Origin of the sequence: Novosphingobium sp. SG720, from assembly GCF_012275365.1 — a bacterium.
GTDB classification, from domain to species: domain Bacteria; phylum Pseudomonadota; class Alphaproteobacteria; order Sphingomonadales; family Sphingomonadaceae; genus Novosphingobium; species Novosphingobium rhizosphaerae.
This window is the reverse complement of record NZ_JAAZQN010000004.1, coordinates 82,865-106,862: the sequence shown is the minus strand read 5'-3', so window position 1 is coordinate 106,862 and position 23,998 is coordinate 82,865. Positions and strand designations below refer to the sequence as shown.

At 66.1% G+C, this 23,998-nt stretch carries 16 protein-coding genes and 1 tRNA gene; 8 read left to right on the top strand and 9 right to left on the bottom strand.

What is annotated here, in order from left to right:
• The first annotated feature begins 48 nt into the window (after positions 1-48).
• Together purS and purQ are read left to right on the top strand one after the other, a co-directional pair.
• Positions 49-285, top strand: coding sequence for a phosphoribosylformylglycinamidine synthase subunit PurS (gene purS / locus FHW94_RS15070; protein WP_168556673.1), 237 nt, complete (start codon positions 49-51; stop codon positions 283-285).
• Positions 285-965 carry a phosphoribosylformylglycinamidine synthase subunit PurQ gene (gene purQ, locus FHW94_RS15065; RefSeq protein WP_168556672.1) on the top strand — a complete coding sequence of 227 codons (681 nt, stop codon included), beginning with the start codon at positions 285-287 and terminating at the stop codon, positions 963-965. The genes purS and purQ overlap by 1 nt, the downstream gene beginning before the upstream one ends.
• A 127-nt stretch (positions 966-1,092) precedes the next feature.
• On the opposite strand, the gene glmS is transcribed toward purQ, so the two are convergent.
• The 5 genes from glmS to glmU all read right to left on the bottom strand — a co-directional run bounded on the left by glmS (position 1,093) and on the right by glmU (position 7,549).
• Positions 1,093-2,916 (bottom strand): glutamine--fructose-6-phosphate transaminase (isomerizing), encoded by a 1,824-nt coding sequence (glmS, locus tag FHW94_RS15060; protein WP_168556671.1) that lies wholly within the window; start codon positions 2,914-2,916, stop codon positions 1,093-1,095.
• A 21-nt stretch (positions 2,917-2,937) separates the two neighbouring features.
• The gene (locus tag FHW94_RS15055; RefSeq protein WP_168556670.1) at positions 2,938-3,303 is read right to left on the bottom strand and encodes a PIN domain-containing protein; all 366 of its coding nucleotides are present in this window, start codon (positions 3,301-3,303) and stop codon (positions 2,938-2,940) included.
• 11 nt (positions 3,304-3,314) lie between these two features.
• Positions 3,315-3,512 (bottom strand): ribbon-helix-helix protein, CopG family, encoded by a 198-nt coding sequence (locus FHW94_RS15050; RefSeq protein WP_168556669.1) that lies wholly within the window; start codon positions 3,510-3,512, stop codon positions 3,315-3,317.
• Between the two features lie 62 nt (positions 3,513-3,574).
• Positions 3,575-6,076, bottom strand: coding sequence for a TonB-dependent receptor (locus tag FHW94_RS15045; protein ID WP_168556668.1), 2,502 nt, complete (start codon positions 6,074-6,076; stop codon positions 3,575-3,577).
• Positions 6,077-6,166: 90 nt separating this feature from the next.
• Positions 6,167-7,549: a bifunctional UDP-N-acetylglucosamine diphosphorylase/glucosamine-1-phosphate N-acetyltransferase GlmU gene (gene glmU, locus FHW94_RS15040; RefSeq protein WP_168556667.1), complete on the bottom strand. Its 1,383-nt coding sequence runs from the start codon at positions 7,547-7,549 to the stop codon at positions 6,167-6,169.
• Between the two features lie 61 nt (positions 7,550-7,610).
• Here glmU and FHW94_RS15035 point away from each other — a divergent pair, with 61 nt between their 5' ends.
• Positions 7,611-8,282, top strand: coding sequence for an HAD-IA family hydrolase (locus FHW94_RS15035; protein ID WP_168556666.1), 672 nt, complete (start codon positions 7,611-7,613; stop codon positions 8,280-8,282).
• Positions 8,283-8,286: 4 nt separating this feature from the next.
• Here the strand turns inward: FHW94_RS15035 and FHW94_RS15030 are convergent, their stop codons facing one another.
• Positions 8,287-9,288 (bottom strand): DNA topoisomerase IB, encoded by a 1,002-nt coding sequence (locus FHW94_RS15030; RefSeq protein ID WP_168556665.1) that lies wholly within the window; start codon positions 9,286-9,288, stop codon positions 8,287-8,289.
• 125 nt (positions 9,289-9,413) lie between these two features.
• Here FHW94_RS15030 and yghU point away from each other — a divergent pair, with 125 nt between their 5' ends.
• From yghU to FHW94_RS23720, 5 genes are all read left to right on the top strand, one after another.
• Positions 9,414-10,280 (top strand): glutathione-dependent disulfide-bond oxidoreductase, encoded by an 867-nt coding sequence (gene yghU, locus FHW94_RS15025; protein ID WP_168556664.1) that lies wholly within the window; start codon positions 9,414-9,416, stop codon positions 10,278-10,280.
• A gap of 134 nt (positions 10,281-10,414) precedes the next feature.
• A tRNA-Gln gene (locus tag FHW94_RS15020) sits at positions 10,415-10,489 on the top strand.
• Positions 10,490-10,763: 274 nt separating this feature from the next.
• Positions 10,764-14,294, top strand: coding sequence for a cadherin domain-containing protein (locus FHW94_RS15015; protein ID WP_168556663.1), 3,531 nt, complete (start codon positions 10,764-10,766; stop codon positions 14,292-14,294).
• 171 nt (positions 14,295-14,465) lie between these two features.
• Positions 14,466-15,437, top strand: a complete 972-nt coding sequence (locus FHW94_RS15010; RefSeq protein ID WP_168556662.1) for a diacylglycerol kinase family protein — start codon at positions 14,466-14,468, stop codon at positions 15,435-15,437.
• Positions 15,438-15,526: 89 nt separating this feature from the next.
• Positions 15,527-16,552, top strand: a complete 1,026-nt coding sequence (locus tag FHW94_RS23720) for a phosphatase PAP2 family protein (RefSeq protein ID WP_168556661.1) — start codon at positions 15,527-15,529, stop codon at positions 16,550-16,552.
• 10 nt (positions 16,553-16,562) lie between these two features.
• Here FHW94_RS23720 and FHW94_RS15000 read toward each other — a convergent pair whose 3' ends face one another.
• From FHW94_RS15000 to FHW94_RS14990, 3 genes are read right to left on the bottom strand one after another with little or no spacing between them, the layout of a single operon-like run.
• Entirely contained in the window at positions 16,563-20,777 is a 4,215-nt protein-coding gene (locus FHW94_RS15000; protein WP_168556660.1) for a translocation/assembly module TamB domain-containing protein, read from the bottom strand.
• Positions 20,777-23,137 carry a BamA/TamA family outer membrane protein gene (locus FHW94_RS14995; RefSeq protein ID WP_246866168.1) on the bottom strand — a complete coding sequence of 787 codons (2,361 nt, stop codon included), beginning with the start codon at positions 23,135-23,137 and terminating at the stop codon, positions 20,777-20,779. The genes FHW94_RS15000 and FHW94_RS14995 overlap by 1 nt, the downstream gene beginning before the upstream one ends.
• Complete coding sequence (locus FHW94_RS14990) at positions 23,061-23,918, bottom strand: arginyltransferase (protein WP_168556659.1); 858 nt, start codon at positions 23,916-23,918, stop codon at positions 23,061-23,063. The genes FHW94_RS14995 and FHW94_RS14990 overlap by 77 nt, the downstream gene beginning before the upstream one ends.
• Positions 23,919-23,998: the final 80 nt, after the last annotated feature.

Genomic DNA, 23,998 nt, shown 5'->3' with positions numbered 1-23,998 from the left:
GGCGGCCCCGAGTCCCAAACAGCCTATTTTGCGAAAGGCCCACCGCCGATGAAGGTCCGCGTCCATGTCAGCCTCAAGAACGGGGTGCTCGATCCGCAGGGTCGCGCCATCCACCATGCGCTGGAAGGGCTGGGCTTTGCCGGCGTGAAGGACGTGCGCGCCGGGCGCCTGTTCGAACTGGACGTGGCCGACGACACCAGCGATGAAGCGCTGGACGATATGTGCCGCAAGCTGCTCGCCAACATGGTCATCGAAAACTATCGCATCGAGAAGGTTGCCGCCTGATGCCGTTCACCTCTGCCGTCATCACCTTTCCGGGCTCGAATTGCGACCGCGACATGGCCGTGGCGGTGGAAGAGGTCTGCGGCGGCACTGTCCACCGCGTCTGGCATGGCGATGCCAGCTTGCCTGAAGGCCTTGATTTCATCGCCGTGCCGGGTGGCTTTTCCTATGGCGACTATCTGCGCTCGGGCGCGATGGCCGCGCGTTCGCCGATCATGCAGGCCGTGGTCGAGGCCGCCGGGCGTGGCGTGCCCGTGCTGGGCGTGTGCAACGGCTTCCAGATTCTGACCGAAGCAGGGCTGCTGCCCGGTGCGCTGATGCGCAATGCCGGCATCCGCTTTGTCTGCCGCGAAGTGCCGCTCAAGGTGGAAAACAGCCAGTCGCTGTTCACCCAGCGCTATTTCAAGGACCAGGTGATCACCATTCCGGTGGCGCACCATGACGGCAACTATTTCGCCGATGCCGAAACGCTCGACCGCCTGGAAGGCGAAGGCCGCGTGGCCTTCCGCTATGCCGAGCCGGTCAACGGTTCGCAGCGCGACATTGCCGGCGTGCTCAACGAAGCGGGCAACGTGCTGGGCATGATGCCGCACCCCGAACGCATGATTGAAGCCGCGCAGGGCGGCACCGACGGGCGCAAGCTGTTCGAAGGCGTGCTGGCGGGGCTGAACGTTTCGGCTTGAGCCAACATCCCCTCCCCTAACCCCTCCCGCTGGCGGGAGGGGGATTTCAGGAAGGCCCCTGCTTTGCGGGGGTCTTTTTTTGCTCCCCTCCCGCGCGGGAGGGGCTGGGGGAGGGCATGTTAGATGCTCACTCCACCGTCACGCTCTTGGCCAGGTTGCGCGGCTGGTCCACGTCGGTGCCCTTGGCCACGGCCACGTGATAGGCCAGCAATTGCACCGGCACGGCATAGACCAGCGGGGCGATCAGCGGGTGGACCTTGGGCATCTCGATCGTGGCAAGGCAGCCCTCGCCCGCTTCGGCCAGGCCTTCGGCGTCGGAGATCAGCACGATCTTGCCGCCGCGCGCGCGCACTTCCTGCATGTTGGACACGGTCTTTTCGAACAGCGGGCCGGACGGGGCGAGCACGATCACCGGCACCGCTTCGTCGATCAGCGCGATGGGGCCATGCTTCATTTCGCCCGACGCGTATCCTTCCGCGTGGATATAGCTGATTTCCTTGAGCTTGAGCGCGCCTTCCAGCGCCAGCGGATAGTCCGGCCCACGGCCCAGATAAAGCACGTCACGCGCGGGCGCGATCAGCGGCGCCATCGCGGCGATTTCCTCGTCATGCGAGAGCGCGGCATTGAGCGCGGCGGGCGTTTCGGCCAGCTGGTTGACGATCACCGCCTCTTCCTCGCGCGTGAGGCGGCCACGCTTGACCGCCAGGTGCGCGGCGAGCGCGGCGAGCACGGCCAGCTGGCAGGTGAACGCCTTGGTGGACGCCACGCCGATTTCCGGCCCGGCATGGGTGGGCAGCAGCAGGTCCGCCTCGCGCGCCATCGAACTGGTCGGCACGTTGACGACCACGGCAATGGTCTGCCCCGCCGCCTTGCAATGGCGCAGCGCCGCCAGGGTATCTGCCGTTTCGCCCGATTGCGAAATGAACAGCGCCAGGCCGCCCGGCTCCAGCACGGGGTCGCGATAGCGGAATTCGCTGGCCACATCGATGTCCACCGGCAGGCGGGCGAACTGCTCGAACCAGTATTTCGCCACCATCCCAGCGTAATAGCTGGTGCCGCAGGCCACGATGGTCACGCGGTTGATGCTGGCCAGGTCAAAATCGATCTGCGGCAGCGAGACGGTCTGTTCCACCCGGCGCAGGTAAGAGCGCAGGGTTTGTGCGACCACGATCGGCTGCTCGAAGATCTCCTTCTGCATGAAGTGGCGATAGTTGCCCTTCTCGATCGCGGCGGCCGTGGCGCCCGAGGCGACGACGGCGCGTTGCACGGGATTGTTGTCCACGTCGAACACCTCGATGCCGTCGCGGCGCACGATCACCCAGTCGCCTTCTTCCAGGTACGACACCTTCTGCGTCAACGGCGCGAGCGCCAGCGCGTCGGACCCGAGATAGGTTTCGCCCTCGCCAAAGCCGACGACCAGCGGCGAACCCAGCCGCGCGCCGATCAGCAGGTCGGGATGCTGGCGGAACGCGATGGCGAGCGCAAAGGCGCCGCGCAGTTGCGGCAGCACGGCCTTGACCGCCTCGGCCGGGGACTTGCCCGCTTCCACCTGTTCGGAGACGAGGTGGGCGACCACTTCGGTATCGGTCTCGCTTTCGAACTTGCGGCCGCGCGCCATCAGCGCCTCACGCAGGGGGCGGAAATTCTCGATGATGCCGTTGTGCACCAGCGCCACTTCGCCCGTGGCATGGGGATGGGCATTGCTGGTGGTGGGCGCGCCGTGGGTGGCCCAGCGGGTGTGGGCAATGCCGATCAGGCCCGGCGCGGGGTTGCCGGCCAGTTCCTTGACCAGGTTGCCCAGCTTGCCCTCGGCCCGGCGGCGCACGAGTTGCCCGTCGAACACGGTGCAGACCCCGGCGCTGTCATAGCCGCGATATTCCATGCGGCGCAGGCCGTCGACCAGCCGGTCTGCCACTTCATCCTTGCCGACGATTCCGATAATTCCGCACATCGATCTTGGCCCAGACTTTCTTCAGGATTGGTAGGGTATCCGGATGCCCGGCATCATGGCCGGGAAATCCTTGGTATTTCGTGTCACCAGAATCGCCCCGCTGACTTGCGCCGTGGCCAGCACGGCCGCCGCCGCCAGCGAAAGGCCCATGCGCCCGATCAGATCGGCCGCTGCGGTGGCTATACGCCCATCGAGTTCAACGATTTCGAACGGGGCGATTAATTCGCGGACATGATCGCGCGTTTCCATCGGCTCTGCCGCGCAAAGCTCGATCCAGGTGAGCCGGGCGATGCGGTGGCGCGGATAGCGCAGCAGTTCGACGCGCGCCTGCGGCTTGCCCGCAAGCCAATCGGCGACAATGCCGGTGTCGAAGATGGGATCAGACATCCCGGCCGGCCCTATTCGCCACTGCCGGGCAGGTCGGCGCGGCCCTGCCAATAGCCGGCGCCACGCGCAATCCAGTCCTGGCTGGACTTGCGCAGCAGGTGGGCTTTCACCGCCTCGCGAATCTCGGCCGCGCGCGAGCGGCCGGCGCGAACCGCCAGGGCATCGAGCTTGTCGATATCGTCGTCGGGAATATCAACCAGAGTGCGCAAACGGCCAACCTCGCCTCGAATGATATCGCGATATCATATCGCGATATCATCGCGCAAGGATTTCAGAACGTGAAGCCGAGCGAGGTGGAAACGGTGCGCCCGGTGATCGCGCGGGCAAAGCCCAGCCCGCTGGCCGGCACGGTGCTTTGCGCCACCTCGAAGATGCCCATCGTATCGAACAGGTTGTTGACGTTGAATGAAAGCCGCACGCTCTTGGCCGGCAGCACCTGGGCAAACAGGTTGACCGTGGTGAAGCCGGGCATCTTGAGCAGGTTGCTGTCCTGCGCATAGCTGGACGTGATGGTCACCAGGTTGGCCCCGGCGGCTACCTGGCCCAGATCGACTTGCGGCGTGGCGCTGAACGTCCAGGTGGGCTGGTGGCGTGGCTCCTTGCCGGTCAGCGTCGGGTCCAGCCGGTCGGTGGTGATCCGCGCCTTGGTATAGGTCGCGCCATAGGCCAGGCGGAACACCCCGCGTTCCACCCCGCCTTCCACTTCCACGCCCGAGGCATGATAGGTGCGATCGGTGCGGTTGGCCGAACCATTGAGCACGTTGTGATCGTCGGCATCGGCGGTGAACCCGGTGACGTTCAAAGTGATGCCGTGCTTGCGGAACTTGAACCCGCCTTCCAGCTGGCGCACGGCGTCATACTTGCCGCTGGCATCGGTCACCGCGCCGCTGGCGCTATCGACCAGCGGAGTGAACAGGATCTTGTCGGCATTGGCCCGCCCGCCCCGGCTATAGCGCGCAAAGACCGAGAACGGCTCTGCCACGCGATAGTTCACGCCGGCCGAATAGCTGACATAGCTGTAGTTGTAATTGACCGGCGCCGGCTGGGTGAGCGGCAGCATCGCCACGGCCGCTTCGGGCCCGGTGATCTGGCCATCGCGGTTCATGTCATAGCTGGTCACGCCCACGCGCCCGCCGCCCAGGTCTGCGCCATAGAGCGTGCCGCGCACCCGCCCGGTATCGAGCCGCACGCTGCCGCCGATGGCCAGCTTGCCGATGTGATAATTGACCGAGCCATAGGGGGCGAGCACGCCATAGGTCACATCGAAGATGCGGCGGAACTGGCCGGTGCGGCCGCGCCCGAACGCGTAATAACCATTGAGCGTCTGGGCCACGCCCGCGCTGTTGAAGATATTGACCATGGCGGTCTGCCCATGGCCCACCACGTCGATGTCCATCGCGGTGTGCAGCCAGGTGGTGTCGAGCGCCTGCGAGGCGGCATAGACGCCCAGCGTGGTGGTCAGGTTGCCGTGCCCCACTTTCCACACCCGCGTGGCGCGCAAGTCGTTGGTAAAGTTGTCGAGCGAGCGGACCTGCAGATAGGACACATAATACAGCGCGAGCAGGCCATTGCCGTTGACATCGGCGCCGATCGCCTGCCCCGCGCGCGGTCCGGTGGCATAGACGGCGCTCGCGCCCGCCCCGCCCTGCCCCGCGGCAAAGGCCGAAACGGTGTTGACGCTGGAATTGAACGCGCGGTCAAAGTCGCCAGAATTGGCGGCGTAGCGCATCTTGTCGCTGACGGTCCAACCCGCGACCTGGAATTCTGCTTCCAGCCCCAGGGCCTGTGACACGGCATGCTGCCCGGTATTGAGCGCATAAGCAGCCGGCTGGTTGGCGCTGTCGAGCGTCACGACCGGGCCAAGATACGGCGAAAGCACCGAATCGCGGCGAATGTCGAAATTCTTGAGGTTGGTATAGACCGGATTGTCGTTGGTGCCGGTGATGCCCACGGGATAGGGCGCATACGTGGGCGAGCGATCATCGAGCAGCTTGGCGTAGAACCGGATATAGCCATTGGCAAAAGTGCGGGTGATGTTGAATTTCACCTGCCCGCCGCGCCAGCCGGTCATGCCGATGCGGCGCGGCCCCTCGCCCGAGCGATAGAAGCCGCCGAGGTGAAAGCGCAGGTTTTCCGAAAGACGCGCGCCATAATCGAAATCGACGCGCTTCTCGTCATAGTTCAGCCCGCTCGACACCTGCACCGCGCCGCCGGGATTGTCCCCCGTCTTGGACATGAAGTTGATCAGGCCACCAGGCGAATCCGACGCAAAGGTAGAGGCAGAGCCACCGCGGATGACCTCGACCGCGGCAATGTTGAAATCGTTGCGCAAATAGACATCGGCCCCGGCGTTGAACAGATCGCCGAATTCCAGCAGCGGCAGGCCGTCTTCCTGGATCTGCATGTATTTCGATCCACCGGCGGCCAGCGGCAGGCCGCGTACGGTGAAGTTGTTGTTGCCCTCGCCAATGCCCGATTCCACCCGCAAGCCAGGCAAGGTGCGCAGCACGTCGCCCGGTGAGCGCGGCCCGAAGCGGATGATGTCATCGCCGCGCAAGGCGCTGGTCGAAATGGCGCTGTCCAGGCGGTCGCGCCCCTTGGCCACGCCGGTGCTGAACACTTCCACCTTGCGGGCGGGAACAGCGCCGGGCGCGGCAGGCGTTGCTGCCTCGGGTGCCGGGCCTTCGGGTGCGGCATGGGCAGGCGCGGCGTGCATCAGCGCCAAGGCCAACGTGGCGCAACCGGAAGCAAGGTTTGAGGCTTTCACGGCCATCTCCACAAGACAGGATGTCTTGGAAGATGGCGTTACGCCCGATGAAGTGACTGTACGGGGCGGGCCTGGCTAGGTTCGATTACGGAGGCCCTACTTCTTCCCTTCGGCCTTCTTCTTTTTCATCGCGTCGTGGAAGCGGTCCGCCCAGCCGGGCTTGACCAGTTGTTCGGCGCGCACCAGGCGCAGTTCGCCATCGGACACGTCGCGCGAGACGGTGCTGCCCGCCGCGACGATGGCGTCGGCACCGATCCGCACCGGGGCGATCAGGGCAGAGTTCGAGCCGATGAAGGCGCGGTCGCCGATCACGGTGCGATACTTGAAATAGCCGTCATAGTTGCAGGTGATCGTGCCCGCGCCGATATTGGCGCCCGCCCCCACATCGGCATCGCCCAGGTAAGTGAGGTGGTTGGCCTTGGCACCGGCGCCCAGGCGCGCATTCTTCACTTCCACGAAATTGCCCACCCGGCTGCCCTGCTCCAGCGCGGCACCGGGGCGCAGGCGGGCGAACGGCCCGACCGAAACCCCGCTGTCCACGCGGCAGCCTTCCAGGTGGCAGAAGGCATGGATCACCACGTTGTCCGCCACGGTCACGCCCGGGCCGAACACCACGTTCTGCTCCACCGTCACGTCGCGGCCCAGCACGGTATCGTGCGAAAACCATACCGTTTCGGGCGCGACCAGCGTGGCGCCATCGGCCATGGCCAACTGGCGGCGGCGATCCTGCCAGCGGCCATCGGCCTGGGCCAGTTCGCCCCGGCTGTTGATGCCGGCCACCTCGTCGGGATCGTCGGTCACCACCACGGCGCAGGTTTTGCCGGCGGCATTGGCCACGTTGACGATGTCGGTCAGGTAATATTCGCCCTGGGCATTGTCGTTGCCCACTTGCGCGAGCAGGGCAAACAGATCGGCACTGTTCACCGCCATGAGGCCGGAATTGCACAGGGTGCAGGCGCGCTCCTGCTCGTTCGCATCCTTGTGCTCCACCATTTTCACCACGCGATCGCCATCGGCAATCACTCGGCCATATTGCAGCGCATCGGCCGGCTGGAAGCCCAGCACGACCACGGCCGGCGCATCGGGCGCATGCAGCCGATCGAGCATGGCCTGCATCGTCGCGGCCGTCACGAACGGCACGTCGCCATAGAGAATCAGCACATCGCCCACGAAACCGGCCAGCGCCTCTTCCGCTTGCTGCACGGCATGGCCGGTGCCCAGCTGCGGTTCCTGCACGGCGATGGTGGCGCTGCCGGCCAGCGCCTTTTCCAACTGGTCACGGCCGTGACCGGCCACCACCACCTGGCGCGCGGGCGCCAGGGCCCCCGCGCTGGCCATCAGGTGCAGCAGCATCGGCCGTCCGGCAATCGGGTGCAGCACCTTGTGAAGATCGCTTTTCATGCGGGTGCCCTTGCCGGCCGCGAGGATGACAAGAGCGAGGGGGGCGGTGGCCGAGGGCGACAGAGTGTGCGTGGTCATGTCCGCATCCTTGCCAGCTAATGCTTGCAGTTTCCAGAACGGGTGGGCACTGGCGTTGCACATGACCGATTTTCCATTTTCAGTCGTCGGGTTCGATCTCGACGGGACGCTGTGCGACACCGCCGCAGACCTGGGCAACGCGCTCAACCGCACGCTGGAACACGCCGGGCGGCCCACCTTCCCACTCGACGTGGTGCGCCGTTTCATCGGCGGTGGATCGGGGCAAATGCTGCGCGCCGCGCTGGCCGAAACCGGCGGCTATGACGAGGCGGAGTTCCCCCCGCTGCAAGACGTGCTGTTCGGCTATTACGGCGATGCGATCGCGGTGCATTCGCGCCTCTATCCCGGCGGCGAAGCCATGCTCGATGCCCTGGCCGCACGCGGGGTGACATTGGCCGTGGCCACCAACAAGCGCGAGGCATTCGCGCGCCAGTTGCTGGACGAACTGGGCCTTTCGGCGCGTTTTGCAACGATCATCGGTGGCGATACACTGGGCCCGGGCAAGGCCAAGCCCGCACCCGACATGCTGCAGGAAATGGTGGCGCGCTGCGGCGGCGGCCGTGCCGCTTTCGTGGGTGACACCACGTTCGACGTGGGCGCCGCGCGCGCCGCCGGGTTGCCGGTGGTGGCGGTGAGCTTTGGGTTCCACGACCTGCCCCCGCCGCTGTTGGGCGCCGACGCGGTGATCGATCACTTCGACGCGCTGGTGCCCACGCTGGCGCGGCTGGGCTGAGCGCTTACTCGGCCAGCAGGTCCAGCAGCCCGCGCTCCTCGCGGCTGAGCCAGCGCGTGGCGCGCGGCAGGCGCAGGCCGGCGCGCCATTCGGCCTGGCCGGGCACCAGGGCCAGCACGGCGGGGTGGATATAGCTTTTGCGCGCGATCGTGGGCGTGTTGCCCAGCCGATCCGACACCAGCGCAAGCAAGGCCTTGAGCGGCACGTTTTCCTGCGCGTGGGCCAGCGCGGCGAAGGCCAGCACGCTGGCGTGCCAGGTGCGAAAATGCTTGGCAGTGATCGGTGCGCCGGTCGCCGCGCGCAGCCAGGCGTTGACGTCGGCCGAACCCACCGGGCAGGCGGTGCCATCGTCGTTCAGGTATTGAAACAGGTGCTGCCCCGGCAGATCCTGCATGCGCCGCACGAAGCGGGCGAGCGCGCGATCGGTCAGGCGCATGTCGCGCTCGATGCCCGATTTGGCGCGAAAGCGCAGGCGCAGGCTTTGGCCCTTGAGTTCCACATGCCGCATGCGCAGCGTGGTGGCACCAAAGCTGGCATTGGCGCGGGCATAGGCTTCGTTGCCGATGCGGATCGCGCCGGTATCGAGCAGGCGCACCACGCAGGCGATACAGCGCTCCTCGCTCAACGCCCGCCCCGACAGCGCCGCTTCCACGCGCGCCCGCACTTTGGGCAGCAGGGCGCCGAATGCAGCGCACCCGTCGAACTTTTCCGCCTCGCGCGCGGCGCGGAAATCGGGGTGATAACGATATTGCTTGCGCCCGCGCGCATCCACGCCGGTGGCCAGGATGTGCCCATGGGGCAGCGGGCAGAACCAGGCATCGCGATAGGCCGGCGGCAGGGCCACGGCATTGAGCCGGTCGATCTCGTCCCGATCGGTGATGCGCTGCCCGGCGTGATCGCGGTAGCACCAGCCCCGGCCAGCGCGGCGCCGGGTGATGCCGGGAATGCTTTCATCCACATAGACCAGTTGGCACTTGCCCGGTTCTGGCAAAACGGCTTTCCTCATGCTGGGCTAGGCCTCTCCATCGGGCCAACGCCACAACATGTCTTGCGGTTCCCCCCATGCCCCGCCAGAATGATAGGCAGGCTAACAATCGACCGCACATAATCAACCGTTGCAGAGGAACGACCATGTCCGAAGAATATACTCCGCCCAAGGTCTGGACCTGGGACAAGGCCAACGGCGGCGCCTTTGCCAGCGTCAACCGACCGATCGCCGGCCCCACGCACGACAAGGACCTGCCGGTGGGCGCGCATCCGTTCCAGCTCTATTCGCTCGGCACGCCCAATGGCCAGAAGGCCACGATCCTGCTGGAAGAACTGCTGGAAGCCGGCGTTGCCGAGGCGGAATACGATGCCTGGCTGATCAAGATCATGGATGGCGACCAATTCTCGTCCGGCTTTGTCGATATCAATCCCAATTCCAAGATCCCTGCCCTGGTCGATCGCAGCGGCCCCGAACCGTTCCGCGTGTTCGAATCCGGCGCGATCCTGATGCACCTGGCTGAGAAGTTCGGGATGTTCCTGCCCACTGCCAACCCGGCGCGGGCCGAATGCCTTTCCTGGCTGTTCTGGCAGATCGGCTCGGCCCCGTTCATGGGCGGCGGGTTTGGCCATTTCTACAACTATGCACCGGTCAAGATCGCCTATGCGATCGATCGTTATGCCATGGAAACCAAGCGCCTGTTCGACGTGGCCAATCGCCGCCTGGCCGAAAGCCGTTTCCTGGGCGGAGACGAATACACCATCGCCGACATTGCCGCCTATACCTGGATGGGCAACCTCTATCGCGGCGAAGCCTATGGCGAGGCCGCCACGTTCCTGTCGATGCACGAATACGAGCATGTCGGCCGCTGGGTGGGTGAGATCGACCAGCGCCCCGGCGTGCTGCGCGGCCGCCTCGTCAACAGCGGCAAGGGCCTGGCCGAGCGCCACAGCGCGGCCGATTTCGCGACGCTGCCCCCCGAAAAGCTCAAGGGCATCGTCAAGGGATTCTGAGCAGCGCCAGCCGCCCCGCAATCCCGTTTGCGGGCATTCCCCCTTCCCATGCGGGAGGGGGAATGCCCGCGGCAAGTTATCCCCAGCTACCCTCTTTTCATTCGCGTTTCGCCCGCTATAAGCGCGCGCTCTGCTGGGGCGTCGCCAAGTGGTAAGGCACCGGTTTTTGGTACCGGCATTCGCAGGTTCGAATCCTGCCGCCCCAGCCAGATTTGCGGTCCAAGCCGCAACGCGGCGCAGATTCGATCCCCACCGGCCGCATCCAGCCCTCCTTCTTGCATGGTGATGGCTATCCAGCCCGCCACCCGTGGCTGTACCACGCCGGACCGATGCCGATTGGGCTTGCCACCCTCATCGTTACGTGTTGTTACTTAGGCTCTTACAAATAGTTCGGTGTTGCCCAGCCTGATCGCCCTGTGCCCGGTTTTCCGCGCGGCACCGGGGCGGTTGGGCTGTGGGCGGCCTTTCGGGCAGGAGTGCGCGATGACGGTATACGGCAAGCAGGGCACGGCATTTCTGATTCCCACCGCCACCACCAATATCCAGAACCAACCTGCCATCGCCACGCTGGCCGATGGCCGCGTGGTCGTGGTCTGGACCGATCTGAGCAAGGGCGTGGGCGGTGCCACCGGCGATACCAGCGACAACGCGATCAAGGGCCAGATCCTGGCCGCCAACGGCAGCAAGCTGGGCAGCGAATTCCTGATCAACACCGCCACCAGCGGCGGCCAGACCCTGCCAACGATCGCTTCCCTTGCCAATGGCGGCTTTATCGTCACCTGGACCGATGCCAGCGCAGGCGTGGGCGGCGCCGGTGGCGATACCAGCGGCAAGGCGATCAAGGCGCAGATTTTCGATGCTACCGGCGCCGAAGTGGGCAGCGAAATTCGCATCAACGCCCGAACAGTCAGCGACCAGTTCCAACCGTCCGTCGCCTCGCTGGCGGGCGGTGGTTATGTCATCACCTGGACCGACACCGCCGGTGCGATTTCCGGTACCGGCGCCGATACCAGCGAGGCGGCGGTCAAAGCCCGCATCTATGACGCCAATGGTGCCAAGGTCGGCGGAGAATTCCTGGTCAATACCCAGATCATAGGTAGCCAGGCCGATGCCCATGTCACTGGGCTGGCCAATGGCACGTTCGTGATCACCTGGACGGACAGTCCGATCGAGGCAACGCTCGAAAACCCCTACCCCGACACCACGACCGCCGATGGCGATATGGCCGGCATCAAGGCCCAGCTCTATGCCGCGAATGGCACCCCGATCGGCGGCGAGATGATCGTCAACACCTCGACCTATTATTACCAGACCAAATCCACTGTCACCGCGTTGGCCAATGGCGGCTATGTCGTGGCTTGGGAAAGCTGGGACGGCTACGGTCCGGCCGACAACACCCCCCGCATCCTGGCTCAGGTGTTCGATGCTGGCGGTGCCAAGGTCGGGGCCGAACTGGCGGTGAGCACGCCCGCGGGCATCTATATGCCAGAATGGCCTACGATTGCGGCACTGGCCAACGGCGGCTTTGTCATCGTGTACGACAAGCAGCTAAGCGGGGGCAACGCGATCACCGCCCGAGCCTTTGATGCGCTGGGCCATGCCGATGGCGCCGAAATCGCGGTGACCGGTTTGACCACCTGGCCGCTCTACGATCCCGTGGTTACCGGGCTTGCCGATGGCGGTTTCATGGTGAGTTGGACGGACTATAACCAGGGTGGGACAACCCCAGGAGACACCTCGATCGCGGTCAAGGGCCAAGTCTTCACGGTGGTGGGCCACGATCCGATGATCACCTCGAACGGCGCCGACGCTACGGCCAGCGTGGTGATTGCAGAGAACAACACCGTGGTCACCACCGTCACCGCCACCGATGCCGATCCAGGCACCACGATCCGCTATGCCCTGGCCGGCGGCGCAGACGCCGCGCTGTTTCAGATCAACGCCACCACCGGCGTGCTTTCATTCAAGTCTTCGCCCGACTTTGAAAACCCGACCGATGCCAACCGCAACGGGGTTTACGACGTGATTGTGTCGGCGCGCGACGGCACTTACACCGACACGCAAGCCATCGCCGTGACAGTGAGCGATGTGTTTGATTCAATGGTCCACACTACGCGAACCGCGCTAGTACGGGTCAACGCCGAAACCCCGGGCGAGCAGATCGGACCCACGCTGGCCGCCACCACCGACGGCATGATTGCCGCTTGGGTGGATAGCAATACGCTGGACCTGCGCGCGCAATTCTTGGCAGCCGATGGCAGTCGAGTCGGCAGCGAAATCACGGTAGCTACATTGGGTGTAGGACCGTCAACCGACAACGGCGTGACGATGGCCCAACTGGCGGGCGGTAACATTGTTCTGGCGTGGACAGATGCCAACCGTACCATCAAGGCGCAGTTGATCACCGCAAACGGCACGCTAGTGGGCGATGCCTTTTCCCTCGCCGCAACCCCATCGCTTGCCGGATCGCCACGCAAGGCAGCGATCGCCACACTTGCCGACGGCGGCTTTGTCGCCACCTGGGAGGCCTATGCCGGCGCCGACAGCAGCGGAACCGCTGTCCGCGCCCAGTTGTTCGATGCCAGCGGCAATAAGGTGGGTGCAGAAATCGCGGTCAACACCGCCACCAATGGCAACCAAGCGGACCCGGCCATCGCGACACTGGCCAAGGGCGGCTTCGTGATCACCTGGAATGACAGCAGCGCCACCCAGGCGGACACTGACGGCACAGCCGTGAAAGCTCAGGTTTTTTCCAGCAGCGGCGTAAAGCTGGGGAATGAGTTCCAGGTCAACACCCATGCCCCGGGAAACCAGGATCACGCCGTCGTTGCCCGCCTTGCCAACGGCACGTTTGTGGTTTCCTGGCAGGACAGAACTGGCGTGGACGACTCGCTGACCGCGATCAAGGCCCAGTTGTTCAATGCGAGCGGAGCGAGGCTGGGCACGGAAATCCTGGTGAGCACCACTGATAGCGCATCCGACGCTGTGATGCCGGCCATCACTCCCATGGCGAACGGCGGATTTGCGATCGCATGGAATGACAGCGGCCCGGCATGGGTTATGGTCCAATTGTTCTATTCTACCGGGGCCAAAGCTGGCAGTGCGTTCAAGCTGAGCGCAGACGCGATCAATTCAGATCTGCCATCCGCGCTGGCTGGCCTTGCCGATGGGTCGTTGGCCTCGGTATGGCAAACCCACGCGGCTGAACTGGGCGATACCGATGGTGGCATCGCCCTGCATGTCGATACCGTGCAGACCCCAAGCGGCAGCGTCACGATCACCGGCAGCGCCGCGCCCGATGTGCTCAATGGCACGTTCTACAATGACAAGCTGCTGGGCGGCGACGGGGCGGACAAGCTCAACGGCGGATCGGGCACCGATACGTTGGTTGGCGGGGCCGGCGATGACCGCCTCTATGGCGGCGATGGCAGCGATACGGCCAGCTATGCCGGGGCCGCTGCCGGCGTTACCGTCAGCCTGGCGATCACCACCGCGCAGGATACCATCGGTGCGGGCACCGATACGCTCAATTCGATCGAGAACCTGGGTGGCTCGTCCTTTGCCGATCACCTCACCGGCGGCAGCGGCAACAATTACCTGGTCGGCGGCAACGGCAACGACGTGCTCGATGGCGGGGCGGGCAACGATCTGCTGGTGGGCAGCGCCGGGGCCGATACGATGACCGGCGGCACCGGCAACGACCGCTTCCGCTTCGACGTGATGGAAACGACCGCCCGTCGCGACACCATCACCGACTTCACCGCCGGGCAGGATTCGATCGAGATTCGCCGCAGCATATTCACCGCCTTTGCCGGGCACGCGGCCGGCGCCTTGACCGCCGGGGAACTGGCACTGGGGCCGGTTGCCACCACGCCCGACCAGCACCTGATCTATGACCAGTCCACCGGGGTGCTATCCTACGATGCCGATGGTTCGGGCGCCGGGGCGGCGATCGAACTTGCGGTGCTCACCGGCCATCCCGCCCTGGTCGCCGGCGACATCCTGCTGATCTGACCAACGCACGCAAGCGCGTGCCTATCCCGTTCTGACACCGCCATATCCGGCCTGGCTGCAAACGACGTTGTTATGACAACGCCAAAAAGCTAATGCACCGCGCCGGGGACGATTGGAGGTTGGGGTTGGTACGCGTAAATCGACGGCTTGGCCGGACCGGCGGGACAGCCGATGGCTGATCGCGCCCCGGCACGACACGCCGTGGCGTCCTGTTCCTTCGCCCCGCCTGATGCCCCCACGCCGGCTGCGCGGCCCACGGTTGCGCTGGTCTATAATCCCCATGCCGGGCATTTCTGCGCGCGCACGCTGGCGCGCTGGCAAGCCGCGCTGGAAAGCGCCGGCTACCCAACCCTGCTGGTCGATAGCCTGGACTATGCCGGCGCGCCGCAGCACCAGCCCGCCGACGTGGTGTGCATCGTGGGCGGAGACGGCACCGCCCGCATGGTGGTGGAAGCGGGGCTGGCCGGCACTGACGCCGCGCCACTGCGCCATGCGCTGCTGCCGGCCGGCACGGTCAACCTGATCGCCCGCGAAGCCGGCTGCACGGCGCAGCCCGATGCCCTCCTTGCAGCACTCGCCGCCGGTGCGCCGGGCACGCCGCATTACCTGGGCCTGCTCGATGGTGCGCCGTTCCTGTGCTGCGCCTCGGCCGGGCCCGACAGCGCGGTGGTGGCCCGCGTGACGCCAGCCGCCAAAAAACGCTGGGGGCGCGCTGCCTATGCCCTGGCGGCGATCGCGCAAGCCTGGCGCTGGCCACGCCCGGCCCTGCGCGTGACGATCGACGGCGTCGCGCACGCGGCCGAGGCGGTGTTCGTGTTGAAAGGGCGGTTTTACGCCGGCCCCTGGACTCTCGATCCCCAGGCAGACCTGCGCCGACGCGAATTGCGCGTGGTGCTGCTGCCCCGCGCGCGCCGCCGCGACATCATTCGCCTGGCCTTGAGCGCGATGATCAGCCCGCGCTTTGCCGATCCGGCCTGGCAACGCTTTGCGGCACAAGCCGTGACTATCGACGGGGCGCAGCGCGTGCCGATCCAGGCCGATGGCGATGTGGTGGGACAAACTCCGGCGCGGTTCAGCCTAGCGACAGCGCCCATCCGCTTCCTGTCTCCGGCGGCGCGACAGACCACAAGGGACCAGGCCTGATGCGCCAGCAATTCGAACGAGAGCCTTGCAATGATACTGTCCTGCCCCGGTCCCCGGCCCAGCCGCCTGCACCCACCCCATTGCACGTGGTGCCAATCGCCCCTCTCGCCGCCGACCTGCCCCACCCGCGCCGTTCGATGATCGGGGAAACGCTGCCTGCACCGGCGCGCCGCGCGCCTGTGGCGGATCGCTGGCTGTGGGCGCTGGTCGCCGCTTCGGCCCTCGCCGTCATGGCGATGATGGTGGCCAATCGCCTGCCGGTGATGGTGGCAAGCCCGGCCTTTGCCGTGCTGGTGCTGGCCGTGTGCGCCTTGCTGGAGACCTGGCGCCGCTGTGCGCGCGCGGCAACGCCCTTGCAGGCCCGGATGCGGGACTTGTGCGAATATGGCCTGGTGCTGATTGCCATCGGCGTGCTGGGCGGTGTGGCCAGCTATCAAGTGGCGGCCCTGTCCCGCGGGTTTTGCGACGACATGCTGCAACGCTGGGACACCGCGCTGCATTTCGACTGGCTTTCGCTCTACCGCCTCGTGGTCAGCCATCCGGTGCTGCAATATACCGGATCGGCGGCCTATGATGCGGTATTCCTTTATCCCTGGGCCATCCTGATCTGGCACGCCTGGAATGGCGAGCGTGCCCAGGCGCGCGAATTCCTGCTGACCTTCTGGCTGGCTGCGGTGATCACGCTGGCGCTGTTCCCGCTGTTTCCGGCGCGCGGTGCCCTGGCGCACTTGTGGCACGGGGCGGTGCCCTATGCCCCGAGCAACGGATTGGACCAGGGCACGGTGATCGCCACGCTGCGCGCCCATGCCTTGGGCGGGATCGATCTGGGCACGGTCACCGGCGTGGTCTCCGCGCCGAGCTTCCACACCGTGTGCGGCGTGCTGTTCATCGCGTTTTCCTGGCGCATCGTGCCGCTGCGGCTGCTGATCGTGCCGCTCAACCTGATGCTGCTGGCGGCCACCCCGATCGAAGGATCGCATTACCTCATCGATATGGTGATCGGCGCCCTTGTCGCCACGACCGCGCTCGTCTTGGTGCGCAAGCGCGCCACCTTGCTTACCCTGGCCCAGGGCCTGGCGGCAAGGCGCCTGCGCCCTGCCGCCGTTTCACGCTGATCCTTCCCGATCAATAATCCTTGCTGGCCTTCACGCTGACCTGTTCATCGCCGATCGTGGAGATCGTGCCGAGCAGGGCCAGCCAGCGGGTGATGCGGAATTCGATCGACGTGGCGTTGTACCCGCGTCCGTCGGTCACCAGTTCCAGATAGAACCGCCGCCCCAGATACTTGCCCACGGCGATCGACGTGCCGCGCCCGGTGGTGGCGTCGGCCCCCACGATACGCAGGCGATCCAGCCCGATCGCGCTGCGCACCTTGTTGATCGGATCGCCCCCGCCGCCGCCGCGCAGGCTTGCCAGCGCCGAGGCAAGCTGCACCGCTTCCGGTGCCGAAATCTGCGTGATCGAGGTGCCGAACAGCAGGCGGCTGAGCAGCTCTTCCTCGGGCAAGGCCGGGGTGGAACTGAACGCGATGGAGGTGTGCGCCGCCGTGCCGGAAATGGTGATTGTGGCGGTCACGCCATTGGCATCGCCGGTGGCGACGATATCGAGCTGCGGATCGATCGGAGTGGTACCAGTGAAGCGGATCTTGCCGCGCGTGAGATCGAACCGCTTGCCGGCGAATTCATAACTGCCGCGGATCACTTCGGCCGTGCCGGTAATCTCGGGCGCGGCAGTGGTGCCGCGCAGGCGGATATCGGCCCCCCATTCGCTGTCCAGCCCCATGCCGCGCACCGCCACGCGATTGGCGGCCACCGCATCGATCATGAACTGCCACGGCGCCGAGGGCACCTTGGCTGGCGCAGCATCGGCGGGGGCATTGATTTCGCGCGTCTTGATCGTGGGCAGGTCTGCCGCCGCGCTTGCCTTGCCCAGGGCCCAACTGGCCTGGTCGATGCGCACGCGCCCGGCGATCGTGCCGCCGTTGCCGCTGCTGATCACGCGCAGCGGCCCGGTGACCGTGGCCGACATGTCGTCGCGCCGGATCAACTGCGCGTTGCTTGCCGCCAGGCGCAGGTCGATGCCCACGCCCTTGGTGGCAATCGCCGAAAGGTCGATCGTGCCGCTGCCTTCCACTTTGCCCCCATTGCTGGTGGTGCCGGTGAAATGCTGGAGCGAAAGGTGCGAGGCATCGAAGCTGCCGGTCGCCTCGACATTCTGGACGTCCGCGCCGATCAGGGACGAACGCAAGCGCAGCCCCTTGCCCGCCAGAGCGCCGTTGAGGACGGGCGCATCGATCGTGCCGCTGACATTGGCCACCGCGCCCAACGGCCCGGTGAAATCGAACGCCTCCACCGCCGACAGGCGCCACAGCGCTTCGGCTGGGCCGCTATAGCGCACCTGCGCGTTGAGCTTGCCGCCGCGCAGGCGTTCGGTCAGCGTGCCGCCGCGCGGCAGATCGGCAATCGCGGCCTGCAGGCGGCCGCGCACCGCGCCGCCATCCTTGACCACGGCGCGCGTCTGCAACGATGCCGCATCGAGTTGGCCGATCAGGTAGAGATCGACCGGGTGCGACGTGAGCACCAGGCCAGAGCGTGAGAAGTTGCGCACCTGGATGGCCACATGGCCCTGCGGCGCGCCGGTGCCATCGTCGCTGTAATCAATCAGCCCCGAGGCGATGCCGCCCAGCCCGAGATCGGCCACCGCGATATCCAGCACCGAAAGCGGCATGCGCGCCACTTTCAGATCGATCTTGGTCGGCCCGCCCAGGATATGGCCCTCGGCAATCACGATGCCGCGGCCGAATGTCACTTGGGTGGGTTGCAGCTTCCAGCCTTCGCCCTCGCGTTCCATCACCATGCGGCGCGGCATGTCGACCGTGCGGCCGGCATAGTTGCCCGCGACATAGGCGACGACCTTGTCAGGCTCGAACGCAGCGGTGCCCTGCAGCGCGAACTGCGTGCCACGCCGCCCCGCGATCGACGCGGTGACGCTGCCCGAACCGTTGACCAGCGCGGCGCTGGCCGCCAGGCGCCCGATGAACACTTTGCCCGCCGAAAGCCCCTGCGCGGTAACATTGGCCGTCACGGTGCTGTTGCCTTTGGCAAACAGGCCATCCACGTCGATCTTGGCGCTGCCGATGGCCAGCGGCGTATCCCCGCCAAAGCGGGCATTGCGCGCCAGGATCAAGGCCTTGACCATCTGCCCGCCATCCTGTGGCGCCAGGTGGATCGTGCCATCAAGCCCGCCGCCTTTCAGCGCCAGATCGCCGCTCACGCCGCCATTGGCCAGCACCAGGCCACCGGTCACATCGGTCTGCCACACGCGCAAAAACTGAATCTGTAGCCGCGTGGGCCCGTCCTTGGGCGAAAACAGGCCCATTGAACCGTTGAACGGCCCCAGGCGCGATTGGCCCTGGGCGGTGATGCCCAGGCCATCGGGAATCGGGCTGATCCCCACGCGCACATCCTTGAGGCCGGCCGCCGGCAGCGGGCTGGCAAACACCAGTTCCGCGTGCGGGCCATCCTTGGCGAGGCGAGCGTTGACGGTGAACGGACCATAATCGGTGGAACGGCCCTGGCCGACGACGCTGGCGGTGCCATCCTGGCCTACCTGGCCGTCCATGGTCAGCGTCAGCTTGGGGGCGTTGACCGATACCTTGCGCAAGGTGAGCGGAATGGCGCCGCCCATCCGCGCACTGCCCGAAAAGCGCACGTCGCCACCCGCCAGATTGGCCAGCGTAGCGTTGCTCAGGCGCGACAGGCGCCCGGCGGCATTGGCCTGGATCGACCACGGCAGGCGATCGCCCACCTTGATCAGCACTTTGGCCGTGCCGTCCAGCGTGCCAACATCGGGCACGGCAAAGCCACGCGCCACGATCGGCCCGGCCAGGGCATAGCCGCCGCGCGCCATGTCGCCGCGCAAGGTCAGCCGCGCGTCCAGGCCCTTGAGATGCAGGGCCAGCGGATCGGCCGACAAGGCATTGCCGCGCATCACCAGATCGCCTTGAAGCCGGGCACCGCCAAGATGCTGGTCAACCATGGCCTGGCCGCTGCGCAAGACCTGCGCCGTCACGTCGAGCGGCAGGACCAGCGCCTTGCCATCCCAGTGCGCGGTGCCGGCAGTCCGCAGCCCCTGCGCGGTGATCTGGCCCGAACGCAGGCTTTTCACGGTGACGAGGTGTTCGAAGGAAAGATCGTTGAACGCGCCATCCAGTGTGCCCGATAGCGCCACGCCTTCCACCTGCGGATCGGGCAGCAGCTTTTCCGGGTGAAGCACCTGGGCCTTGACCTTGATCGCCTGGGCCTGGTTGTTGGCGAGATCGAGGCCGCCCTGCGCCATGGCGCGCAGAGTTGGCGTAACGGCAAAGGCGGTGCCCTGGGCACGGCTTTGCGCGAAAGTGCCCTGATAGACGAGCGAGACCTTGCCACCGGCAGCAGCCGCCGCCGTGCCCTTGACCAGATCGGCCGGGAACACCTGGCCAGCCAGGCGATAAGTGCCGCTGCGGTTGTCGAGCAGGAAGGCCGCCAGGGTCTTGCCACCCTGTTGCGCCCAGCCAAAGCCGTGCCAATCGGCAAAACTGCCGCGCCCCGCCACGCGCATGTGCACATCGCGGCGCAGGCCCGAAAGCCCGGCGAGCAGGCCATCCTTGGGGGCATCATAGAGCCCGGCCAGTTCGAAGCGATCGCGATCGGGCTCACTGTCGAGGTGCACGATCAGGCGGTCGCGGCCCCCCAGCTTGCCCGTCACGTCGACCAGGGCGCGCCCGTTGCGAATGTCGGCGCGAGCCTTCACGTCGATCCGCCGCCGATCGCCGACGATGCCCTTGGCAATCGTCAGGTCTTCCAGGGCAAAACGATCGATGCGGATGTTGAAATCGGGCAGCACCGGCGCGTTGGGATCGCCGGGGTTCATCTTGGGCGTGCGCCACAAGGTGCCGCGATGAAAGACGAGGGTGCGGATATCGAGGCCGCTGTGCAGCCACGAGAGCGGCCGCCAGTCCAGCTCTACCTCGGGCACTGTCATGAAGCGGCCCTTGGGATCGCTGATCACCACGTCGCGCAGGGTGGACGCGCCGAACAGCGAACCGTCGATCCGCCCGATCTTCACGCGCAGGCCCGATCCCGGCGTGACCTGGGCAATGCGATCGATCACGAAGCGATGGCCGATGGCCGAATCCAGAATAAGGAACAGCGCCCCAAGCCCGGCCGCGAGCAAGAGCAGCGCGGTGACAAGGCGACGGGCCCAGCGCGCGGTCCAATGGCCTTGCGGGGCGCTGCGGGCCGCGGCGGGCTGATCCGCCGGCGTTGGTGCCGGCGGGGTATCCTGTGGTTCCTGCGCCATCAGAAGGCTTGCCCCAGCGCGATATAGACACCCAGGCGGCTATCGCCCGGACGCGGATTGATGGGCGTGCCCACGTCGATACGGATCGGGCCGAAGTTGGTCTGGTAACGCAAGCCCAGGCCCGCGCCCAGGCGCAAGCCGGACAGCGTGGGCGTGGCGGTTGGTCCCACGGTGCCGGCATCGACGAAGGGCACCAGACCCACCGCGCCGCCAAACAGACCCGTCTTCACGCGCGCTTCCAGCGAGAATTCGCTCAACGAGCGGCCACCGGTCGGCTCCCCGGCGGAATCGAGCGGTCCCACCCGCTGATAGGCATAGCCACGCACCGATGCGCCACCACCGGCATAGAACCGCCGCGACGGCGCGATATTGTCGAGCGTGGTGCCGGCAATCGCCCCCAGTCGCGTGCGCGCGGCCAGGACCACGCTGCTGCTGATGCGCTGATAGATGCTGGCATCCACTTGCGTCTTCACATAGCTCGACTTGGTGCCGTCGGTGGTGGACAGCTCGGGCGAGACGCGCAGCGACAGGCGCCAACCCCGGGTGGGATCGAGCAGGCTGTCGCTGGCATCATAGGCCCCGCGCAGCGGCAGGGCGGCGATGAAATACGTGGTGCGCGGGGTGGTGCTGGTGGTTTCCTGCGTCCCGATCAACTGGATGCCGAACGAATAGGTCCACGGCTTCTGGAAGATCAGCGTGGATTGCTTTTCCAGGCTTGCCGTCGCCGAAATGGTGTTGGCGTCATAGGCGCGAACCTGGATGGTCTGGGCATAGAGATCGGCGGTAAGAACCTGGTCCCGCTCGTGGAAATTGTTGCGGCGGAAGGTGAAACCGGCCAGCTGCTCTTGCGTGCCGAGCACGCCGCGAAACTTGATCATCCCTTCGGGCGGGAAGAAATTGCGGTGTTCCCAGCTGCCTTCCAACCGCGCGCCTTCCCCGCTGGAATAACCGATCAGGCCCGCCAGCGTGCGCTGCGGTGCCTTGGTCAGATCCACGTCCACGTCCACCACCCCGGGCTGCCCATTGGCAGGCGGCGTGACTTCGCGGGCCTTGACCGTTGCGGTGGACACCAGGCTGGTGGCCAGAATACCCTCGCGCAGGTCGTCCATGTCGCTGCGCTGGTACATGTCGCCGGGGCGGAAGCGGGCAATCCGCTCCAGGTGGCGGGAACTCAGGTAGGCCGGCAGATTGCTGTTGACGTGGCCAAAGCGGTACTTGCCGCCGGTGGTCACCGGCACGGTGAGGTCTCCGGTGCGCGGTTCGTGGTCGATCACCAGATCGGGTTCGCCCACGCTGGCAAAGGCATAGCCGCGCTCGCCCAGTTCCTTGTTGAGGCTGTCCTTTTCGGTGAGGATCTTGTCGCTGTTGATCGGATCGCCGATGTTGAGGTGGAACGCGGCGCGCAGATTGGCGCTGTCGCTTGCGGCCATCACATCGCCCAGCGCGATATGGGCAAAGCGGTATTGCGGCCCGGGCTGAATGTCGAAGCGGACCACCGACTTGGCGAGATTTGCCTGACGCCGGGCGCGGGCCTCCTCGGCGGTTTCGGCCTTGGCCGGCGCTGCTGCGCCGGTCGCGGCACTGCTGCTCGCCGTTTCCTGGGCGGTGGCCGCCGGCGTTGTGGTTCCGGGCGTAGCGGGCCGCTCGATCGTCTGCGTCACACCCGGATCGTAATAGCCATAGACGCGCAGCACCTGCTGCAGCAGTTCGGCGTCGCTCTTGGCGCGACGGGTCAGCTGCGCCAGGTTGTCTTCATCGTCCTTGAGCGTGGCCAGCGCCGAAAGGCCCTTGAACCGCGCGACGATGGCATCGCGATCGGGAATTTGCGTGTCGGTGGGAAACGCGAGCACGACCTGGTCTGCCACGCGCACCAGGGCAGCATTGGCAATCCGCACGCCTTGGGCCGAATCATCGGTTTCCAGCGCGGCCCCTGCGGCCTTGGCCTGCTGCTGGGCATCGGCGATATCAGGATCGGGCGTGAGCGGCTCGATTGCGGGCAGATCGGCTTGGTCGGGCCAATCGAGCGTGATGCCCGGCATGGCGGGCAGCGCCGGCAGCGGATCAGGGCTGATCAGGGTGGAAACATCGGGCACCGCCGCGCGGGCGGCATCGGTGTCGCGTGCCCAGGCCTGCGGGTTGTCGATCGCGGAATCGGGGATCAGCGCTTCAAGCGCAGGATCGGCATCGCGCGACTGGCCCAGTGCGGGCAGCGGCCCGAGAACGGCCCCCAGACCGACCCCCAGCGCGGCAAGCGCGCGCGCCAGGTTGGATGGCCCGAAGACGTCAGAGTGGAGGAAACCCTTGCGCCACGCTGGCGCTGACAGGCTGGGCAGAAAGCTCGGGCTTGGTCGGCAGGCCATCGGCACCATCGGTTTGCCCCAGGCGATCGATGGCCTGGGCTTGCGCCTCAGGCTCGAATGCACACCAGCCATCGCGGCCAAGACGCTCCATCGGGCGATAGCGGATCTTGTACTGCATCCGTGCCGATCCCTCGACCCAATAGCCGAGGTAGACATAGGGCAGGCCGATCCTCTGTGCGTGGAGGATGTGATCGAGAATGATGAAGTTTCCAAGCCCGCCGCGCGTTTCGTGATGTGGATCGTAAAAACTGTAGACCATCGAGAGCCCATCACCCTGCTGATCGGTCAGGCAGGCCCCCACCAGTTTGCCCGGGCTGCCATCGGCAGTGGGCTCCCTGCATTCGATCACATAACTTTTCACCGACGTATGTTCCACCATGTCCGCGAAATCCATCTCGTCCATGGTGGCCATGCCGCCGCCCGGATGCCGGGCAGCGAGATAACGCCGAAGCAGATCGAATTGTTCCGCAGTGGACCACGGTTTACACGCTGTCACCACAAGATCGCCATTGCGGCGCAGATCGCGCCGTTGTGTGGCCGATGGGCGAAAGGCCCCCGCCACCACCCGCACCGACACGCAGGCCGTGCAATCGACGCACGATGGCCGATAGGCCACCGTCTGGCTGCGCCGGAAACCGATGCGGCTCAGCGCATCGTTGAGCTCCTCGGCGCCAGGCCCCTTCAACTCGGTGAAGACCTTGCGTTCCTGCCGGCCGGGCAGATAGGGGCACGCGGCCGGGCTGGTGACGAAGAAGCGAGGGAAGCGGACAGGCGCTGTCACGGCGAAGAGCAGTTCCTTGTCGCGAAGCCGGACCATCCGGCGCGCGTCTTGCCCATAGCCGTGCCCCGGCATGGCCCTGG

What these genes read in the sequence shown, in the direction of transcription:
- purS (WP_168556673.1), top strand. Translation starts at nt 49, where the DNA reads ATGAAGGTCCGCGTCCATGTCAGCCTCAAGAACGGGGTGCTCGATCCG.
- purQ (WP_168556672.1), top strand. Translation starts at nt 285, where the DNA reads ATGCCGTTCACCTCTGCCGTCATCACCTTTCCGGGCTCGAATTGCGAC.
- glmS (WP_168556671.1), bottom strand. Translation starts at nt 2,916, where the DNA reads ATGTGCGGAATTATCGGAATCGTCGGCAAGGATGAAGTGGCAGACCGG.
- FHW94_RS15055 (WP_168556670.1), bottom strand. Translation starts at nt 3,303, where the DNA reads ATGTCTGATCCCATCTTCGACACCGGCATTGTCGCCGATTGGCTTGCG.
- FHW94_RS15045 (WP_168556668.1), bottom strand. Translation starts at nt 6,076, where the DNA reads ATGGCCGTGAAAGCCTCAAACCTTGCTTCCGGTTGCGCCACGTTGGCC.
- glmU (WP_168556667.1), bottom strand. Translation starts at nt 7,549, where the DNA reads ATGACCACGCACACTCTGTCGCCCTCGGCCACCGCCCCCCTCGCTCTT.
- FHW94_RS15035 (WP_168556666.1), top strand. Translation starts at nt 7,611, where the DNA reads ATGACCGATTTTCCATTTTCAGTCGTCGGGTTCGATCTCGACGGGACG.
- FHW94_RS15030 (WP_168556665.1), bottom strand. Translation starts at nt 9,288, where the DNA reads ATGAGGAAAGCCGTTTTGCCAGAACCGGGCAAGTGCCAACTGGTCTAT.
- yghU (WP_168556664.1), top strand. Translation starts at nt 9,414, where the DNA reads ATGTCCGAAGAATATACTCCGCCCAAGGTCTGGACCTGGGACAAGGCC.
- FHW94_RS15015 (WP_168556663.1), top strand. Translation starts at nt 10,764, where the DNA reads ATGACGGTATACGGCAAGCAGGGCACGGCATTTCTGATTCCCACCGCC.
- FHW94_RS15010 (WP_168556662.1), top strand. Translation starts at nt 14,466, where the DNA reads ATGGCTGATCGCGCCCCGGCACGACACGCCGTGGCGTCCTGTTCCTTC.
- FHW94_RS15000 (WP_168556660.1), bottom strand. Translation starts at nt 20,777, where the DNA reads ATGGCGCAGGAACCACAGGATACCCCGCCGGCACCAACGCCGGCGGAT.
- FHW94_RS14995 (WP_246866168.1), bottom strand. Translation starts at nt 23,137, where the DNA reads ATGGCCTGCCGACCAAGCCCGAGCTTTCTGCCCAGCCTGTCAGCGCCA.